This window comes from Streptomyces humicola, from assembly GCF_024436035.1.
GTDB lineage: Bacteria > Actinomycetota > Actinomycetes > Streptomycetales > Streptomycetaceae > Streptantibioticus_B > Streptantibioticus_B humicola.
In genome coordinates, this window is the sequence record NZ_JANFNG010000003.1 from 1 (window position 1) to 19,208 (window position 19,208).

Sequence of the window (19,208 nt, forward strand, 5' to 3'; positions counted from 1 at the left end):
CCCCGACCCCACCCACCCACACAGCGCCCACGTGACCCGCCCAGTCACGGCAACGGGCGGGCGGCGGGGAAAACACCCCACCCCAGCCGAGACGGCGGGGAACAGGCGAACCGATCCCAGAATGCCAGCGCAGCGTCACCGCATAAGGTTCATCCATGAGAACGCTGGTCGTAGGCGCGGCCCTGCTGGACACCGCACGGGGCCGGCTCCTCGCCGCGCGCCGCTCCGCGCCGCCCGCGCTGGCGGGGCGTTGGGAGCTCCCCGGCGGCAAGGTGGAGCCGGGCGAGAGCCCGCAGCACGCGCTCGTGCGCGAGCTGCGCGAAGAGCTCGGCGTCGACGCCGAACCGCTCGACCGCATCCCCGGCGAGTGGCCGCTCCGGCCCGGCCTGACCCTGCAGGTGTGGACCGCCCGAATCGTCGCGGGCGAGCCCCGCCCGCTCGAGGACCATGACGCACTCCGCTGGCTCGCGCCCGCCGAGGAGGACGCCGTCGACTGGCTCGACCAGGACCGGCCCGCGGTCGCGGAGGCCATGCGGCGCCTGGCTGCGCTGTCGTGCGATCCGACGGGGTGAACGGAGCAACGCGGCGCGCCTGCGGACGTATACTCCGTTGACCATGGGGTAAGGGGGTTTCGCCCACTTCGTCCATTTGCTCGGGAGGTGTGCCGCATGAGCACCAGTCCCGAGCCGCTGCAGCCCTCGGCGAAGCTGCCGCCGCCCCCTACCCATACGCATCTGCACCCGGCGTCCTCGCACGGACGCGGAGGGCTGCAGCCCGCGGGTCCGCCGTCGGCCGCGTCCGGCGGACTCCTCGACACCCTGCGGGTGGGCGTTGTCATGCTCGACACCCGCGGCCGCGTCGTCCTCTGGTCCCCGCTCGCCGAGGAGATGCTCGGCTGGGCCGGTGAGCACATCGTCGGCCGCCGACTGGACACGATCATCAAGCCGTGGGCCGGTACGGAGGCCCGCGAAGCCCCCGCGGGCTCCGGGGCCGAGGCGCCGCACCGCGGTCGCGTGCCGCCCCCCGGGCCCGCCGAGCGGCTGATGGCCGAGCTGCTGCGCTCCGGCCGCTGGGGCGGGGTGCTCCCGTTGCGCCACCGCGACGGGCACACGGTCTTCGCCGAGGTGCGCGCCTCGCTGCTCGTCGACGGCGACGGCAAACCGTTCGTCCTGGCCTCGATCGCCGAGACCCACCTGCTGCGCGGGGTCGAACACGACCTCGCCCTCATCGACGCCGTCTTCGACACCTCACCGCTCGGTATCGCCGTCTACGACACCGACCTGCGCTGCGTCCGCGTCAACCAGGCGCTCTGCCGGATGGACGACCTCCCGGCCGAGGACCACATCGGCCGCACCGTCGACGAGATCCTCCTCGGCGAGACGGGCGACGACCTCGCCATCGTCCAGAAGACCGTGCTCGACACCGGCCGCACCGTGCTCGACCTGCGTACTCCCGGGCCCCACGGCCGCGGGATGCGATCCAGCTCGTACAGCAGGATCACCGACCGCGCGGGGCATGTGCTCGGCGTCTCCGCCGTGGTCATGGACATTACCGACCGTTTCCTCTCCGCCGCCAAGGTCGAGCGGGCCCGCACGCGCCTGGCGCTGCTCAACGACGTCGGTGCGTCCCTCGCCGACCTCCTCGACGTCGACCGGATCGCGCGGGCGCTCGCGGAGGCGCTGGTGCCTGCCTTCTGCGACTACGCGGGGGTGCTGCTGGTACGGGCCGTTCCGCGCGGCGGCGAGCTGCCGCGCCACTCGCACACCCCCGGTACCCCGCTCGTACTGCTCGGTGCGGCCAGCCCGCCCGGTGACGTGCAGATCGCGCCGCTCCTGCAGCCGGGCATGGTGATGACCTTCCCGGCCGGCTCGCCGCTGTCGGACGTGCTCGCGAGCGGCCCGGCCTGGTTCGCCGAGACCCCGGCCGACCTGGGCGGCGGCCTCCCCGTGGAGGCGCTCGACCCGCGCATCCGCAAGGCACTCGAACTGGGCATAGGCTCGGCGCTCGCGGTACCGCTGCGGGCCCGCGGCGTCGTGCTCGGGCTGCTGGTCGGCTGCCGCGACGGCGAACGCGAACCCTTCGACCCCGACGACCTGGCGCTCGCCACCGAGCTCTCGGACCGGGCCGGCGCGGCGCTGGACAACGCCCGGCTCTACGCGCGCGAGCGGCAGGGCGCGCTGATGCTCCAGCGCAGCCTGCTGCCGCAGCACGTCCCGGAGCCGCCGGGTATCGAGATCGCCTACCGCTATGTGCCCGGCAGCACCGGTGCCGAGGTCGGCGGCGACTGGTTCGACGTCATCCCGCTGGCCGGCGGGCGCACCGCGTTCGTTGTCGGCGACGTCATGGGTCACGGGCTGCGCGCCGCCGCGACGATGGGACGGCTGCGCACCGCCGTCCGCACCCTCGCGGGGCTCGATCTGACACCCGACGAGTTGCTGCGCCGCATCAACAACCTCTCCGACGACTTCATGCAGACCCCCGAGGAGCCGATGATGGCGACGGTGGTCTACGCGGTCTACGAACCGTCCACGCGGCGCTGCTCCATCGCCCGGGCCGGCCATCTGCCGCCGCTGCTGGTGCGCTACGACGACATCGGGTTCGACTGCACGGTGCAGCGGCTCGAACTGCCGTCCGGCACACCGATCGGCGTCGAGGGGAGCGATTTCGAGTCGGAGGAGCTCGATGTCCCCGACGGGTCGGTGCTCGTGCTCTACACCGACGGACTGGTCGAGCGGCGTGGTCAGGACCTCACCACCGGTATCGACCAGTTGGTCGCCGTGCTCGGCCGCAGGCACGCCTCGCTGGAGGACGCGTGCGACGAGGTGCTGTCGACGCTGGTGCCGCCGCTGGAGCCGGACGACGTCGCGGTGTTGATGGCCCGGCTCGGCGGACTACCGGAAGGCAGCGCGGCCTTCTGGGAATTCTCGGCCGAGGCTAGTGCGGTGCGGCAGGCGCGGCTGCACGTGGGGGAGACGCTGGCCGCATGGGGGCTCGCGGCGCTCACTGACGTGACGATCCTGCTGGTCAGCGAACTGGTAACGAATTCATTGCGACATGCTCACGGGCCCATCGGCGTGCGGATGGTGCGCGGCACCTCGCTGCTGGTAGAGGTCTCCGATCCGCTGCCGGAGCCGCCGCGTACGCGCTCGGCCGCACACGACGACGAGGGCGGGCGCGGGATGCAGCTCGTCGCCCGCGCCTCGCGTCGCTGGGGCACCCGGCAGGGGCCGCTCGGCAAGACCGTCTGGTTCGAACTCGCCTTGCCGGGTAACTGATTCCTCTGATGATGTCCTTGACGCGCTAGTTGAACACGGGAAGATTGCTGTGATCGACGGGACCATGAGGTGCGGGAGATCGCGGCCCCGCTAGTGGCTGTGGTCGACCCCGGGTTTGCTGAATACTCGGTAGCGGCCGGTCCTTGAAGGAACTGGAGGGGTCGTGCGCTGCATACGCGGAGGAGACGCCCGTCCCCGGGTGAACGCCCGGGCCCGGGAGGCCGTCCATGGGTGATGTGCCTCGACCACGGGACGCCGGTGCGTTCGACGAACAGCAGGAGGCGTCCCGGGCCGCGTTCGAAGCGATTTTCAGCCAGTCGTCCATGGGATTCTTCCTGACGGACGCCCAGCCGAAGCTCATCCGCGTCAACGAGCGCTTCGCGCACGTCTACGGCAAGCCGCCAGAGGACTACCGCGGCCTGACCCCGCACGACTTCCTGCCGCGCGTCGAGGCCGACCGGCTCGCGGGGGCGCTGCGGCACGTCCTCGACACCGGCGATCCCGTCGTCGACATGCACGTGGTGGGGACCAGCTCGGTTGCACCTGGCCGCCGGCGCTGGGCGATCTCCCTGTACCGGTTGCACGGGGTAGCCGGCGAGCCGGTCGGAGTGGCTGGGCTCGCCACCGATGTGACCACACGTCAGCGTGCCGAGCGGGAGGCCGCGCACACCCGCCGAGACCTCGCCCTGCTCAACGAGGCGGGCGCCCGCATCGGCAACTCCCTGGACTTGGAGACCACCGCGCGTCAGCTGCTCGACGTCGCCGTCCCGCACTTCTGCGACCTGGCCGCCGTCGACCTCTACCGGGCGCTGCTCACAGGCGACGAGGACCCCGTCGGCGTCACCGACGGATCGGGCGAGGTCCGCAGGGTTGCCGGGGCGAGCGCCGTCTCCGGCGGGCCCGGGACGCTGGGGGGCGAGGGTGCCGTCCCGGTGGGCGCGGTGCACCGCTACCCGTTCAACTCACCTGCGGCGAGCGCCCTGCGCACCGCCCAGGTCCAGGTCGTCGGCGCGCTTGAGGGCGGCGAGCCGGAGGGCGGTGAACGGGTCGAGCTCGGCGGCGTCGTCCATTCGACGCTCGTGGTGCCGATGGTGGCCCGGGACACCGTGCTCGGCCTCGTCCAGTTCTCACGCGCCAAGGGCAGTGAGCCGTTCGGCGAACGCGACACCGCGCTCGCCGCGGAACTGGCCGCACGCGCCGCCGTCTGCATCGACAACGCGCGTCTGTACCGCCGCGAGCACGAGCGCGCCCTGCTCCTGCAGCGCAGTCTGCTGCCGCCGGGCAACCCGGAGGCCGCCGGGCTCGACATCGCCTGCCGCTATCTGCCCGGCAACACGGCGGCGGAGGTCGGAGGCGACTGGTTCGACGTGATCGAACTGCCCGGCCACCGTACGGCGCTCGTCGTCGGCGACGTCATGGGCCGAGGGCTGCGCGCCGCCGTCGCCATGGGCGAACTGCGCATGGCCGTCCGCACGTTGGCGCTGCTCGACATGGAGCCGGTCGAGATCCTCAGTCAGCTCGACGAGATCGCCCGTGGCCTGTCCGACCCCTCGCGCGGGCGGCCGCGCCGCACCAAGGAACGCGACGGCTCCGACCTCGCCGAGGTGTACCTCGCCACCTGCGTCTACGCGGTGTACGACCCGGTGACGCGGCGCTGCACCATCGCCAACGCGGGCCATCTGCCGCCCGTCCTCGTCCAGCCGGGCGACCCCGCGCTGATGCTCGACGTACCGTCCGGCATGCCGCTCGGCGTCGGAGGTGAGCCGTTCGAGGAGGTCGAGATCGAACTCCCTGACGGCGCACTGCTCGCCCTCTACACCGACGGCCTGGTCGAATCGCGCCGCCACCCCCTCGACGTCGGCCTGGAGGCGTTCCGCGACGCGCTCTCGGGCGCGGCGCAGCCGCTGGAGGACGTCTGCGACCACGTGCTGACCAGCCTCGACACCCACCACGGCGAGGACGACGTCGCCCTGCTCATGGCCCGCGTCCACGGCCTGCCGGCCGAATCCGTCGGCGACTGGACGTTGCCGCCCGAGGGCCAGTCGGTCGCCAAGGCGCGCGATCTCGCGCGCGGGCGACTGGAGGAGTGGGGTCTGGAGGAGCTCGTCGACACCAGCGAGCTGCTCGTCAGCGAGCTGGTGACCAATGCCCTGCGGCACGGTGAAGGCGACATACGCCTGCGGCTGCTGCTCGACCGCACGCTCGTGTGCGAGGTGTGGGACTCCGGTCTCGTCCAGCCGCGGCGCCGGCGCGCGCGCGACACGGACGAGGGCGGCCGCGGGCTTCAGCTGGTGAGCCTGCTCAGCGAGAGCTGGGGCTCGCGCCGTACGCCGCATGGCAAGACGGTCTGGTTCGAACTGGCGCTCCCGGGAAACGACTCGCCGGGGCCGGACCTCACGGAAGCGCTTCTTAGTGTTTTCTGACCCCGGTGACGCGGCTTCCCGCGGTTGCGGTGTCGTTGCGCTGGGCGCTGGGCCTTTGGGGGTCGGTTCGCGTGTTTCCCGCGGTTGCGGCTGGGGTGGGGTGTTTTTCCCGCCGCCCGCGGTTGCGTGACACTGCGGCTTGCGCGAGGTGTTTTTCCCGCCGCCCGCCCGTTGCCGTGATCGGGTGGGTCGCGTGGGCGTTGCGTGGGTGGGTGGGGTCGGTGCCGCTGTGGGGTGTCTCCTCGGCGCTCGAACGTCACCTCGTACGGACAGTGGGCGTGGAATTGTTCTCGTCGCCTGCGGGGGCACCCCTGCGCGCCCCCTCCCGGGCCGGCTTCGCGCCTGCCACCCGGCAGCACGAGAGGGTTCCTTCTTTTGCGGCTCCCGCGGACAGAGGTGTCGGCGGAAGGTGCCACCGGCCCGCAGCCGCGCGACGGCAATGGAGGGGACGCGCAGGGGTGCCCCCGCAGGCGACGAGAACAACCGCGCGGCACACAAAGCAGGTCACGTGACGTTCGAGCGCCGAGGAGGCACCCCACAGCGGCCAAGGCGCAACGCGCCCCCGGGCACGTGACCGGGCCAACCACGCCAGCGGTGCCGCGCGCACGTGACCAGACCGATCACGCCGACGGGCCGACGGCGCGCAGCGCCAAGGCGCACGTGACCGGGCCAGTCACGGCAGCGGCGCCGAGGCGCACGTGACCCCACAGGTCACGGCGAACGGGCCCGCGCGACGTCAGTCGATGGCGCCGCGGCGGCGGATCACGGAGCCCAGCCAGACCAGCGGATCGTACTTACGATCCGCTGCCCGTTCCTTGAGCGGGATCAGCGCATTGTCCGTGATCTTGATGTGCTCCGGGCACACCTCCGTACAGCACTTGGTGATGTTGCAGTAGCCGAGCCCGTGCTCGTCCTGCGCCGTCGTCTTCCGGTCCAGGCCGGTCTCCTCCGCCGCGTCGAGCGGGTGCATGTCCAGCTCGGCCATGCGCATCAGGAAGCGCGGTCCCGCGAACGCGGTCTTGTTCTCCTCGTGGTCGCGCACCACGTGGCAGACGTTCTGGCACAGGAAGCATTCGATGCACTTGCGGAACTCCTGCGACCGTTCCACGTCCTCCTGCTGCATCCGGTACTCGCCGGGCCCCAGCCGCGGCGGCGGTACGAACGACGGGATCTCCCGCGCCTTGGTGTAGTTGAACGACACGTCGGTCACCAGGTCGCGCACCACGGGGAAGGTCCGCATCGGCGTGACCGTCACCGTCTCGGACTCGTCGAAGACCGACATCCGGGTCATGCACATCAGCCGGGGACGGCCGTTGATCTCCGCGCTGCACGAACCGCATTTGCCCGCTTTGCAGTTCCACCGCACGGCGAGGTCGTGCGCCTGCGTGGCCTGCAGCCGGTGGATGATGTCGAGGACGACCTCGCCCTCGTTCACCTCCACCTCGAAGTCCTGCAGTTCCCCGCCCCCGGCGTCTCCGCGCCAGACCTTGAAACGTCCTGTATAGCTCACGCGCTGAGCTCCTCGTCCGTCAGGTACTTCAGCAGCTCGTCCTTCTCGAAGAGAGCGAGCAGGTCGGCACGGATCGGCGGCATGTCGCTGCGGGTCAGTTTGATCTGGCCCATCGCCGGGTCCTGGCCCGCCGGACCCCCGCGGTAGTCGGCGAGTTCACACACCAGGTTCGACTTGCGCCACTGCCGGTCCATCTCCGGGTAGTCGTCGCGGGTGTGGCCGCCGCGGCTCTCGGTGCGTTCCAGCGCGGCGCGTGCCACGCACTCGCTCACCAGCAGCATGTTGCGCAGGTCGATCGCAAGGTGCCAGCCCGGGTTGAACTGGCGGTGGCCCTCGACGCCCGCGGCCCGCGACCGGACGCGCAGGTCGGCGAGGCGGCGCAGCGCCTCTTCCATCTCGCCCGCGCGGCGGATGATGCCGACCAGGTCGTTCATGGTCTGCTGCAGCTCCTGGTGGAGCGCGTACGGGTTCTCGGCCCGGCCGCCGACCGTGCCGGTGTCCTCGGCGCTGAACGGGCGCAGCGCCTCGGCCGCCGCGTTGTCGATCTGCTCCTCGGCGATCCGGGGGCGGGAGCCGCCGAGATCCGCCGCGTACGTGGCCGCGTGCAGTCCGGCGCGGCGTCCGAAGACCAGCAGGTCGGAGAGGGAGTTGCCGCCGAGGCGGTTGGAGCCGTGCATGCCGCCTGCGACCTCGCCGGCAGCGAAGAGGCCAAGGACGCCGGTGGCGGCCGCGGTGTCCGGGTCGACGTCGACGCCGCCCATCACGTAGTGGCAGGTCGGCCCGACCTCCATCGGCTCCGCCGTGATGTCCACGTCCGCCAGCTCCTTGAACTGGTGGTGCATCGACGGCAGGCGCCGTTTGATCTCCTCGGCCGGCAGGCGCGTCGAGACGTCGAGGAAGACTCCGCCGTGCGGGCTGCCGCGTCCCGCCTTCACCTCGGCGTTGATGGCGCGGGCCACCTCGTCGCGGGGCAGCAGCTCCGGCGGCCGCCGGTGGGTGTCGGGAGCGGTGTACCAGCCGTCGGCCTCGGCCTCGTCCTGTGCGTACTTCTCCTTGAAGACGTCGGGGATGTAGTCGAACATGAAGCGCTTGCCGTCGCTGTTGCGCAGTACCCCGCCGTCGCCGCGCACGGATTCGGTGACGAGGATTCCCTTCACCGACGGCGGCCAGACCATTCCGGTCGGGTGGAACTGCACGAACTCCATGTTGATCAGGGGCGCGCCGGCCAGCAGCGCGAGCGCGTGCCCGTCGCCGGTGTACTCCCAGGAGTTCGAGGTGACCTTGAACGACTTGCCGATGCCTCCGGTGGCCAGGACGACCGAGGGTGCCTCGATGACGAAGAAGCGTCCGGATTCCCGCACGTAGCCGAAGATCCCGGCGACCCGGCCGTCCTCCTTGAGCACGCGTGTGACCGTGCACTCCTGGAAGACCTTGATGCGGGCCTCGTAGTCGCCGAACTCCTTCTTGTCCTCCTGCTGCAGCGAGACGATCTTCTGCTGCAGCGTCCTGATCAGCTCCAGGCCCGTACGGTCTCCCACGTGCGCGAGCCGCGGGTATTCGTGGCCGCCGAAGTTGCGCTGGGAGATCTTCCCGTCCTTCGTACGGTCGAAGAGCGCGCCCCAGGTCTCCAGTTCCCAGACCCGGTCGGGCGCCTCCTTCGCGTGCAGCTCGGCCATGCGCCACTGATTGAGGAACTTGCCGCCCCGCATCGTGTCGCGGAAATGGACCTGCCAGTTGTCGTTCTCATTGACGTTGCCCATGCTGGCGGCGATGCCGCCCTCGGCCATCACCGTGTGGGCCTTGCCGAAGAGAGACTTGCAGATCACCGCTGTGCGCATGCCCTGACTTCGTGCCTCGATGGCGGCGCGAAGTCCCGCACCGCCCGCGCCCACCACGACCACGTCGTACGAGTGCCGCTCGACTTGCGTCATTTGGTGCCGCATCCCCTTCTAGAAGAACCGTGGGTCGTGGAAGGCCCCGCTGGCGACCAGGTAGACGTAGAAATCGGCGAGCGCGACGCTCACCAGCGAGGCCCACGCCAGCGCCATGTGCCGTGCGTTGAGCTTGCCCACCCACGTCCACATCCGGTACCGCACCGGATGCTTGGAGAAGTTCTTCAGCCGGCCGCCGACGATGTGCCGGCAGGAGTGACAGGACAGGGTGTAGACCCAGATCAACGCGATGTTGACGAGCAGAACGAGAGTGCCGAGGCCCATGTGGCCCCATTGCCCGGCGGCGTTGCGGAATCCCAGCACCGCGTCGTAGCTCAGGATCACGGCGAAGATCACCGCGAAGTAGAAGAAGTAGCGGTGGATGTTCTGCAGGATCAGCGGGAAGCGGGTCTCACCGGAGTACTTGGCGTGTGGCTCGGCGACCGCGCAGGCCGGGGGAGCGGCCCAGAAACCGCGGTAGTACGCCTTGCGGTAGTAGTAGCAGGTGAGCCGGAAGCCGAGCGGGAAGATCAGCACGATCAGCGCGGGCGAGATTCCCCACCACGGGCCGAAGATCTGCAGATCGGCGCCGCCCTTCATGGGCACGCAGTTCGAGGCGAGGCAGGGTGAGTAGAAGGGCGAGACGTAGGGCGCCGCGTAGTAGTCGCTGTTGGCGAAGGCGCGCCACGTGGAGTAGATGACGAAGGCGGTGAGCACCGCGACTGTCACGGTGGGCGCGAGCCACCAGCGGTCGGTGCGCAGATGCCGGTCGGGGATGGAGGCGCGGCCTGGCGTGCGGATGCCGGTTCCGGTGCCTGGGGTCTGGGTCGTGGCCAAGGGGACTCCGTACGGAGTGAGGGGGATCGGGGCCGTGCGCGGACGTTGCCGGCAGTCGACTGAAGTCGGCGTTGGTGTTGGGGGATTACGGCGCGTGCCGGCCCTGGTAACCCAGCCCCTCGTCCTCGGCGTCCTTCCAGAGGCTGGGGTCGTACGGCGCGTCCGGGATGGTGACCATCTCGGCGTCGGGGCGGCCGCCCCGTTCCTCACGCGCGGTCTCACGCAGCAACGACAACGAGTCGCGGAGGTGCTCGGCGTCGGTGCGGACCCGGCGCATGTCGAGGCCATGACCCACATGGTTCTCGAGTGTGCCGAGGCTGCGCATCAGATCGTCGAGGCGTCGCTGAATTGCCGTCAAATCATCCTGAATTGACATGGTTGGCACCTTAGCGGGAGCGGACTGGCGGCGACGTTCACGCGCAGAGAGTGTCGCGCGTCACGTGTGTGGTTGGGAAGACGGCGGTGGGCGATTCCCCCTCCGGGGGGACGGCATCCGGGCGCTACGGGCCGTGCGCGACCGCACGACGGCATGCGGGCGGTCGGTTCTCTCCGCCCTCCCCATGCCTTGCGGCAGGGGCCCCCTCCGCCAGCTTGCGTGCGACGCTCACGGCGCTCGTGTCACCCGCCCGAGTGGCGTGGCGGCTCGCCCCGTCGTGTCGGCGCACCGGGTTCGTGTGCGTCACCTTCACTGGAGCCTGTCCTAAATAACCCAGATAAGAGCGATAGCGACAAATACTGACATAAGCATATGTCACGCAGAAGTCTGCGGCCCACGCCGCCCTGCGGCCCGTGCCGTGGAGGCGGCGGTACATCCCGGAGGTAGGACACATGCCGCACCCAGTCAAGGCCGCCGCCGCTCTCGTCGGTGCCTTCGCGCTGCTCCCCGCGCTCGGCGGGTGCGGCTCCTCCGGCGACGACGCCCCGGCCGCGATCGACATCGCCGCCGCCCCCCGCGCCCTCGTACGCGACGGAGGCACCCTGCGCTGGGCCGTCGACGACGTCCCCGCTACCTTCAACACCTTCCAGGCGGACGCGGACACGCAGACAGCGCAGATCGCCGCCGCGACGCTGCCTTCCCTCTTCACCATCGACGGGCGCGGCCGTCCGCAGCGCGACCCCGACTATCTGCTCTCGGCCCACGTCGTCCAGCGCTCGCCACAGCAGATCGTGGACTACAAGCTCAACCCGAAAGCGGAGTGGAGCGACGGCAGGCCGGTCACCGCGGCCGACTTCATCGCCCAGTGGAAGGCGCTGAACGGCGGCGAATCCACGTACTGGGCCGCTCACAACGACGGGTACAACCGGATCGCCAAGGTCGAACAAGGCGCCGACGAGCACGAGGTGCGGGTCACCTTCGCCACCCCGCTGTCCACCTGGCAGTCGCTGTTCACCCCTCTCTACCCGCAGTCCGTCACCGAAAGCCCCGACGCCTTCAACGACGGCGCGCGCGGCAAGCTGCCGGCCACCGCGGGCCCGTTCACCGTGGAGCGCGTCACCGGCTCCACGGTCACGCTGGTGCGCAACCCGCGCTGGTGGGGAGAGCGCGCCAAACTCGACCGGATCGAGCTGACCGTCGTGCCCCGCGACCAGCGCGCGGACGCCCTCGCCGACGGATCGATCGACGTGGCCGGGATCGACCCCTCCGCGCTGCCCGGCGTGGCGAGGGACCGCGGCGTCGTCGTGCGCCGCGCCCCGGGCGCCGCGTACACGCAGCTGACGATGAATGGCAGCACCGGACCGCTTGCCGACGAGCGGGTGCGGCGCGCCGTTGCCCGTGCCATCGACCGCCAGGCCATCGCGACAGCGGTGCTGCGTCCGGCGGGCCTGCCCGTGCGGACGCTCGGCAACCATCTGGTGATGGCCTCGCAGTACGGCTACCAGGACAACAGCTCGGCGATCGGTTCCATGAGCCTGCAGTCGGCGCAGATGCTGCTCGCCGATGCCGGGTGGCAGGCCGGCCGGTCCGGGCAGAACGAGATCCCGGGGCAGGACCGGACGCAGGAGCAGGGCGCCAAGGCCGGCGGCCCCGGTCCCGGGAGCGCCGCTCCGGCGGTTCATACCTCCGCTCAACCGTCGGCGCAGCTGTCCGCGTCGGCCCCGGGCGGCCAGGCCGAGGCCGAGATGAGCGGGCCCGTGATCGAGCCCGCCGCCGTGCGCACCGACAAGGCCGGCCACCCGCTGACCCTGCGCTTCGTCCTGCCCGGCGACGACCCGACGCTCGTCTCGGTCGGCGAGCGGATCGCGCACATGCTGACCGCCGTAGGCATCCGCACCGAGATCACCCGCGTCTCGGGCGACAGCTTCTTCCGCGACCACATCGCCAACGGCGACTTCGATCTCGCTCTCTACTCCTGGCCGGGCAGTGCCTACCCGGCGACCGATGCCCGCCCGGTCTACGCCAAGCCCGTCCCGGCCCCCGACGGCTCGCTCAACGTGGAGGAGAACTACGCCCGGGTCGGCAGCGACCGCGTCGACCAACTGCTCGACCAGGCCTCCACCACGCTCGACCCGAGCACGGCACGCGGCCTCGCGGAGCGCGCCGACACCCGGATCTGGGCCACGGCCGCGTCGATTCCCCTGTACCAGCGCCCCGAGCTGGTCGCCGAGCGGTGGACCATCGTCAATGCCGGCGCCTTCGGCTTCGCCACGCCGCGCTATCAGGACATCGGCTTCCGGCGCCCCTAGCCCCGTCCGCGCCTGGCGCCCTTCCCGGCCGCATGACGTGAACCTGCCGGGGCGGTTGTCCTCGCCCCGGCCCCGTACCATGGAGGAAGGCCGTGGCGTGACCCTGCCCGGCGAGCGCGCGTACCGGACCGTACGCGCCGCCACCCACGAACCCGGGAGAAGCGCCCCAGCATGCCCACGCGCCACGACATCCGTAACGTCGCCATCGTCGCCCACGTCGACCACGGCAAGACCACGCTGGTCGACGCCATGCTCAAGCAGGCAGGTGCCTTCGCCGCCCACCAGCACGTCGACGACCGGGTCATGGACTCCAACGACCTGGAGCGTGAGAAGGGCATCACGATCCTGGCCAAGAACACGGCGGTCAAGTACCACCCCAAGGACGGCTCCGAGCCGATCACCATCAACATCATCGACACCCCCGGCCACGCCGACTTCGGCGGCGAGGTCGAGCGCGGCCTGTCGATGGTCGACGGCGTGGTACTGCTCGTCGACGCCTCCGAGGGCCCGCTGCCGCAGACCCGTTTCGTGCTGCGCAAGGCGCTCGCCGCCAAGCTTCCGGTGATCCTGTGCATCAACAAGGTCGACCGGCCCGACTCGCGGATCGCCGAGGTCGTCGACGAGACGTACGAGCTGTTCATGGACCTCGACGCGACCGAGGAGCAGATCGAGTTCCCGATCGTCTACGCGTGCGCCCGTGACGGCCAGGCCTCCCTCAACCGCCCGGCCAACGGCGCGGCCCCGGACAACGACACGCTGGAGCCCTTCTTCCAGACGATCCTGGACACCGTGCCCGCCCCGACGTACGAGGAGGACGCGCCGCTGCAGGCGCACGTCACCAACCTCGACGCCTCCAACTTCCTCGGCCGGATCGCCCTGTGCCGGGTGCACAACGGCACGATCCGCAAGGGCCAGCAGGTCGCCTGGTGCCGCCACGACGGCTCGGTCGAGCGGGTGAAGATCACCGAGCTGCTGCTCACCGAGGCGCTGGAGCGCAAGCCGGCCGAGAAGGCCGGGCCCGGCGACATCATCGCCATAGCCGGCATCCCGGACATCATGATCGGCGACACCCTCGCCGACCCCGAGGACCCGCGCCCGCTGCCGCTGATCACGGTCGACGAGCCGGCGATCTCGATGACCATCGGCACCAACACCTCTCCGCTGGTCGGGAAGGGCGGCAAGGGCCACAAGGTCACCGCGCGCCTGGTCAAGGACCGCCTCGACCGCGAGCTGATCGGCAACGTGTCGCTGCGCGTGCTGCCGACCGAGCGTCCGGACGCCTGGGAGGTCCAGGGCCGCGGCGAGCTCGCGCTGGCGATCCTGGTCGAGACCATGCGCCGCGAGGGCTTCGAGCTGACGGTCGGCAAGCCGCAGGTGGTCGCCAAGGAGATCGACGGCAAGAAGCACGAGCCCGTCGAGCGGCTGACCATCGACGCGCCCGAGGAGTACCTGGGTGCCATCACCCAGCTGCTCGCGGTCCGCAAGGGTCGCATGGAGACGATGACCAACCACGGCACCGGTTGGATCCGGATGGAGTTCGTGGTCCCGTCGCGCGGCCTGATCGGCTTCCGCACCGAGTTCCTCACCGACACCCGCGGCACCGGTATCGCGCACCACGTCTTCGAGGGGTACGAGCCGTGGTTCGGCGAGCTGCGCACCCGTAACAACGGGTCGCTGGTCGCGGACCGCGCGGGCGCGGTCACCGCCTTCGCGATGATCAACCTCCAGGAGCGCGGCACGCTCTTCATCGAGCCGGGCACCGAGGTCTACGAGGGCATGATCGTCGGCGAGAACTCGCGCTCCGACGACATGGACGTGAATATCACCAAGGAGAAGAAGCTCACCAACATGCGCTCGTCGACGGCGGACGAGACCGAGAAGATCATCCCGCCGCGCAAGCTGTCGCTCGAGCAGTCCCTGGAGTTCTGCCGCGAGGACGAGTGCATCGAGGTGACGCCGGAGACGGTACGCATCCGCAAGGTCGTCCTCGACCAGAAGGAGCGGGGCCGCGCGGCCGCCCGCGCCAAGCGGTAACGACTTCGGCGCGTTCCACAAGTTCCCCGGGCTCCGCCACGTCCCCGCCTCACCGCTGAGTGGGGGCTTGGCGGAGCGCGTCGGCACAGCGCCAACGATCGATACCCTCCGCGGGGTAAGGACGACACAGCTGCGTACGAGGGGTGGTTGCCCATGAGCAGCCAACCGGCAGTCACTGGCGAGGGGCCGCTGATTCCGATGCCCGCCCTGGACGCCGAGTCCTTGAGAGCCGCAGTGGAGATGATCGTCCCGACGCGTCGGCCGGAGTTCGACCGGCATATGGCCCGGGCGATGCATCAGGCGCGGGATCAGGAGAGCCTGGCACCGCTGCGTCTGTTCTCCCTCCACTGGGGCATGATCATCGCAGTCGAACGCTGGCCTGATCGCGCCGCCCGGATGAGGGAATGCGAGGCCCTGGCCGTTGAGGCCCCTGACGACAAGCGCCGGAGCACGGCGCTTGCAGAGATTCGCGCAATCCTCGACGTTGCCGAGCGTGAGGTCCGGGCTCTGTGAGCGACGCGTGGTCGTGGTCGTACGACCCGGATCGTGAGCAGGTGGTGGCCGGCCTGCCGGACTCGATCACCAGTGTGGTCGAGCACACCGCACGGCAATTGGCGGAGCTTGGCCGAGACGCGTGTGAAGTGGGCACGGGGCACCGGCTTCGCGTGGTCGACATCGACGGCGGAGCGATGTTGTGGTTCCTGCCGCTCGAGAACAGCAACTGATCGTCGTGGTGAGAGTGGTGTGGGCCGGCTGACCGGGCTGGACGGCATCACCGGTTTCGATCTGAGGGGCCCCGGCCCAGCTCCGGGCCAGGACCCAGGCTGGAGCGCTCGCGCCGGGACCCCCGGGGCCTCCGGCGTCGTCGGGTGCGTGTCTGGCGGGGCAGACACCCAGGTATGGGTGTTTATTTATAGGTATGCGCGGATTCGGACGCGTCGCGTGCGCCGCCTGCGCGGTGATGGCCGTGGCGGCGGCGGCCGTCGGCTGCGGCGGCGGTGCGGGGATCGGGGGACCGGGCATCGTACGGGCCTCCTGGGGCGACCCGCAGAACCCGCTGGAGCCGGCCAACACCAATGAGGTGCAGGGCGGCAAAGTCCTGGACATGATCTTCCGCGGGCTGAAGAAGTACGACCCGAGGACCGGCGCCGCCGACAACTGGATCGCCGACTCGATCACCACCTCCGACCAGCAGAACTTCACGGTGAAGCTGAAGCCCGGCTGGAAGTTCTCCGACGGCGAGCCCGTCACCGCCCACTCCTTCGTGGACGCCTGGAACTACGGCGCACTCGTCACCGACAGGCAGCTCAACGCGCCGTTCTTCTCCTACATCGACGGGTACGACCAGGCGCACCCTGCCTCCGGCGCCCCCACCGCCACGACCATGTCGGGGCTGCAGGTCAAGGATGACCTCACCTTCACCGTCCGGCTCTCGCAGAAGTTCTCCACCTGGCCCGACACCCTCGGCTACTCCGCGTTCTACCCGCTTCCCCGGACGTTCTTCACCGACCATTCCGGCTGGCTGAAGAAGCCGGTCGGCGACGGGCCGTACGAGATCACGTCGTACACCCGCGGCGCGGTCATGTCGCTGCGCAAGTGGGACGGCTACCACGGCTCCGACGCGGCGCGGAACAAAGGCGTCGACCTCGTCGTCTACACCGACAACAACACCGCTTACACCGATCTGCAGGCGGGAAATCTCGACCTCGTCGACGAGATCCCGGCCACGCAGCTGAAGAACGTCACGAAGGACCTCGGCGGCCGCTACGTCAACGAGCCGGCCGGGATCATCCAGACGATCACCTTCCCCATGTACGACGCGAAATGGGGCGGCCCAAACACGGACAAGCTGCGGCGCGGCATCTCCATGGCGATCGACCGCGCGGCCATCACCGCGAAGATCTTCCGGAACACCCGCACCCCGGCCACCGACTGGACCTCGCCCGTGCTCGGCGCCAAGGGCGGCTACAAGGAGAACCTGTGCGGCGACGCCTGCACCTACAACCCGGCCATGGCCAAGTCCCTGATCCAGCAGGGCGGCGGATTGCCCGGCGGGCACATGTCGATCGGATACAACGCCGACATCGGCGACAACAAGGAATGGGTCGACGCGGTCTGCAACAGCATCAACAACGTGCTCGGCAACGGAACGGCATGCGTGGGCGCGCCCGTCGGCACCTTCGCCGACTTCCGCAGCCGGATCACGGCCAAGACCGAGACCGATCCCTTCCGCTCCGGCTGGCAGATGGACTACCCGCTGATCCAGGACTTCCTGCAGCCGTTGTACTACACCGGCGGATCGTCGAACGACGCGCATTTCAGCAACCCGGACTTCGACAAACTGGTGGACCGGGCCAACAGCGAATCCGACCCCGTGCTCGCCGTTGCCGAATTCCAGCGGGCGGAGCAGATCCTCGCCCAGCAGATGCCGGCCATCCCGTTGTGGTACCAGAACGGCAGCGTCGGTTATTCGTCGAACATCTCCCACGTGATGCTCAACCAGTTCAGCGTCCCGCTCTACAACGAGATCACGGTGAGCTGATCCACTCCGGTTCCCCTCGTCTTTGGAAGGCATCATGGGACGCTATGTGATCCGCCGGCTGCTGCAGATGATCCCGGTGTTCATCGGAAGCACGTTTCTGATCTTCTTCATGGTCTATGCGCTCGGCGACCCGGTGGCCGCCCTCTTCGGCCAGCGTGCACCGGACCCGGCGGTCGCCGCCCAGATCCGCAAGGACCTCTACCTCGACCATCCGCTCGGCGCCCAGTACGTCCACTACATGAGCCAGGTCTTCGCCGGGAACTTCGGCACCGCATTCAACGGACAGGCCGTCACCGCGCTGATGGGCAGTGCCTTTCCCGTCACCATGCGCCTCACCCTCGTGGCGATCGTCGTCGAGGCGGTCATCGGCATTGCGCTCGGTGTGGCGAGCGGGCTGCGGCGCGGACGCGCCGTCGACACCGGCGTGCTGCTGCTCACGCTCGTCGTGGTCTCCATCCCGACCTTCGTCAGCGGCTACGTGCTGCAGTACCTGTTCGGAGTGAAGTGGGGCCTGGTCAATCCGTCGGTCTCCTTCGCCGCCCCCATCAACCAGCTGATCCTGCCCGGCGTCGTCCTCGCCCTCGTCTCGCTCGCCTACGTCACCCGGCTGACGAGGACCTCGATCGCCGAGAACACGCGCGCCGACTACGTGCGCACCGCGATCGCCAAGGGGCTGCCGCGCGGCCGGGTGATCCGGCGTCATCTGCTGCGCAACTCGCTCATCCCGGTGGTCACCTTCATCGGCACCGACATCGGCGCCCTGATGGGCGGCGCCATCGTCACCGAGCGGATCTTCAACATCCACGGCGTCGGCTACCAGCTCTACCAGGGCATTCTCCGGCAGAACTCACCGACCGTCGTCGGCTTCGTGACCATCCTGGTGATCGTCTTCCTGGTGGCGAACCTGCTCGTCGACCTGCTCTACGCGGTCCTGGACCCGAGGATCCGGTATGCCTGACCCCCGCCGCAACATCAGCCGCTCCCGCGGCAGGCCGGACGAACCACCCGAGTCCGTCGCTCCCACCGGCTTCGGCGGGGCGATGGACCTCGCCGCGAGCGAGGCCGAGACGCTGGAGCGGGCGCCCGGCCCCGGCAGGCCACGCAGCCTGTGGTCGGACGCCTGGCGAGACCTGCGCCGCAATCCGGTCTTCATTGTCTCGGCGCTGATCATCCTGTTTCTGGTGGCGATCGCCATCTGGCCGAAGCTGATCGCCAGCGGGGATCCGCTCGCCTGCGACATCACCAAGTCCCAGGACGGCGCGGCACCCGGTCACCCCTTCGGCTTCGACACACAGGGGTGCGACGTCTACACCCGTACGGTCTACGGCGCGCGGGCGTCGGTCACGGTCGGGGTGTGCGCCACGGCCGGGGCTGCGCTCCTCGGGTCCGTGCTCGGCGGGCTCGCCGGGTTCTTCGGCGGATGGTGGGACGCGCTGCTGTCGAGGATCAGCGACGTCTTCTTCGGCATCCCCATCATCCTCGGCGGCCTGGTCTTCCTCTCCGTCGTCACCAACACCACGGTCTGGCCGGTGATCGGCTTCATCGTGCTGCTGGGCTGGCCGCAGATCGGCCGTATCGCACGCGGCGCGGTGATCACCGCCAAGCAGAACGACTATGTGCAGGCGGCGCGGGCGCTCGGCGCGAGCGGCCCGCGGATCCTGCTGCGGCACATCGCCCCGAACGCCGTCGCGCCGGTGATCGTCGTCGCCACCATCGCGCTCGGCAGCTACATCGCGCTGGAGGCGACCCTCTCGTTCCTGGGAGTCGGGCTGCGGCCGCCGACGGTCTCCTGGGGCATCGACATCTCGTCGGCCTCGATCCAGATCCGCAACGCACCGCACATGCTGCTGTGGCCGGCGGGCGCGCTGTCCGTCACGGTGCTCGCGTTCATCATGCTCGGCGAGGCCGTCCGTGACGCTCTCGACCCCAGGCTGCGCTGACAGTGGGCGGAGAAGCGAACAAAGAACGGAG

The 19,208-nt window shown here is 70.0% G+C and carries 14 protein-coding genes; 10 read left to right on the forward strand and 4 right to left on the reverse strand.

The genetic code is table 11. From position 1 onward, the window contains the following. Positions 1–155: 155 nt before the first annotated feature. The 3 genes from NGB36_RS06040 to NGB36_RS06050 all read left to right on the forward strand — a co-directional run bounded on the left by NGB36_RS06040 (position 156) and on the right by NGB36_RS06050 (position 5,698). Positions 156–572, forward strand: a complete 417-nt coding sequence (locus NGB36_RS06040) for a (deoxy)nucleoside triphosphate pyrophosphohydrolase (RefSeq protein ID WP_255919037.1) — start codon at positions 156–158, stop codon at positions 570–572. A 96-nt stretch (positions 573–668) separates the two neighbouring features. Next, positions 669–3,275 (forward strand): SpoIIE family protein phosphatase, encoded by a 2,607-nt coding sequence (locus NGB36_RS06045; RefSeq protein ID WP_255919038.1) that lies wholly within the window; start codon positions 669–671, stop codon positions 3,273–3,275. Between the two features lie 227 nt (positions 3,276–3,502). Beyond that, positions 3,503–5,698: a SpoIIE family protein phosphatase gene (locus NGB36_RS06050; protein WP_255919039.1), complete on the forward strand. Its 2,196-nt coding sequence runs from the start codon at positions 3,503–3,505 to the stop codon at positions 5,696–5,698. A 736-nt stretch (positions 5,699–6,434) separates the two neighbouring features. On the opposite strand, the gene NGB36_RS06055 is transcribed toward NGB36_RS06050, so the two are convergent. From NGB36_RS06055 to NGB36_RS06070, 4 genes are all read right to left on the reverse strand, one after another. Then, positions 6,435–7,208 carry a succinate dehydrogenase/fumarate reductase iron-sulfur subunit gene (locus NGB36_RS06055; protein WP_255919041.1) on the reverse strand — a complete coding sequence of 258 codons (774 nt, stop codon included), beginning with the start codon at positions 7,206–7,208 and terminating at the stop codon, positions 6,435–6,437. Beyond that, positions 7,205–9,139 (reverse strand): fumarate reductase/succinate dehydrogenase flavoprotein subunit, encoded by a 1,935-nt coding sequence (locus tag NGB36_RS06060; protein ID WP_255919042.1) that lies wholly within the window; start codon positions 9,137–9,139, stop codon positions 7,205–7,207. The genes NGB36_RS06055 and NGB36_RS06060 overlap by 4 nt, the downstream gene beginning before the upstream one ends. A gap of 18 nt (positions 9,140–9,157) precedes the next feature. Further along, on the reverse strand, positions 9,158–9,976 hold the full coding sequence (gene sdhC, locus NGB36_RS06065; RefSeq protein WP_255919043.1) for a succinate dehydrogenase subunit SdhC: 819 nt from the start codon (positions 9,974–9,976) through the stop codon (positions 9,158–9,160). An 85-nt stretch (positions 9,977–10,061) separates the two neighbouring features. After that, positions 10,062–10,352, reverse strand: a complete 291-nt coding sequence (locus tag NGB36_RS06070; RefSeq protein WP_255919044.1) for an Rv0250c family protein — start codon at positions 10,350–10,352, stop codon at positions 10,062–10,064. Positions 10,353–10,804: 452 nt separating this feature from the next. Here NGB36_RS06070 and NGB36_RS06075 point away from each other — a divergent pair, with 452 nt between their 5' ends. The 7 genes from NGB36_RS06075 (at position 10,805) to NGB36_RS06105 (ending at position 19,177) form a co-directional block, all read left to right on the forward strand. Continuing rightward, positions 10,805–12,661: an ABC transporter family substrate-binding protein gene (locus NGB36_RS06075; protein ID WP_255919045.1), complete on the forward strand. Its 1,857-nt coding sequence runs from the start codon at positions 10,805–10,807 to the stop codon at positions 12,659–12,661. 171 nt (positions 12,662–12,832) lie between these two features. Continuing rightward, a complete protein-coding gene (gene typA / locus NGB36_RS06080) occupies positions 12,833–14,695 on the forward strand; it encodes a translational GTPase TypA (RefSeq protein WP_255919046.1) in 1,863 nt (620 codons plus the stop codon). A 153-nt stretch (positions 14,696–14,848) separates the two neighbouring features. Beyond that, positions 14,849–15,208 carry a DUF6247 family protein gene (locus NGB36_RS06085; protein WP_255919047.1) on the forward strand — a complete coding sequence of 120 codons (360 nt, stop codon included), beginning with the start codon at positions 14,849–14,851 and terminating at the stop codon, positions 15,206–15,208. Beyond that, a complete protein-coding gene (locus NGB36_RS06090) occupies positions 15,205–15,420 on the forward strand; it encodes a hypothetical protein (RefSeq protein WP_255919048.1) in 216 nt (71 codons plus the stop codon). The genes NGB36_RS06085 and NGB36_RS06090 overlap by 4 nt, the downstream gene beginning before the upstream one ends. A gap of 194 nt (positions 15,421–15,614) precedes the next feature. Beyond that, positions 15,615–17,237: a peptide ABC transporter substrate-binding protein gene (locus tag NGB36_RS06095; protein WP_255919049.1), complete on the forward strand. Its 1,623-nt coding sequence runs from the start codon at positions 15,615–15,617 to the stop codon at positions 17,235–17,237. Between the two features lie 34 nt (positions 17,238–17,271). Next, positions 17,272–18,195, forward strand: a complete 924-nt coding sequence (locus NGB36_RS06100) for an ABC transporter permease (RefSeq protein ID WP_255919050.1) — start codon at positions 17,272–17,274, stop codon at positions 18,193–18,195. After that, on the forward strand, positions 18,188–19,177 hold the full coding sequence (locus NGB36_RS06105) for an ABC transporter permease (RefSeq protein WP_255919052.1): 990 nt from the start codon (positions 18,188–18,190) through the stop codon (positions 19,175–19,177). Before NGB36_RS06100 ends, NGB36_RS06105 begins: the two co-directional genes overlap by 8 nt. Positions 19,178–19,208: the final 31 nt, after the last annotated feature.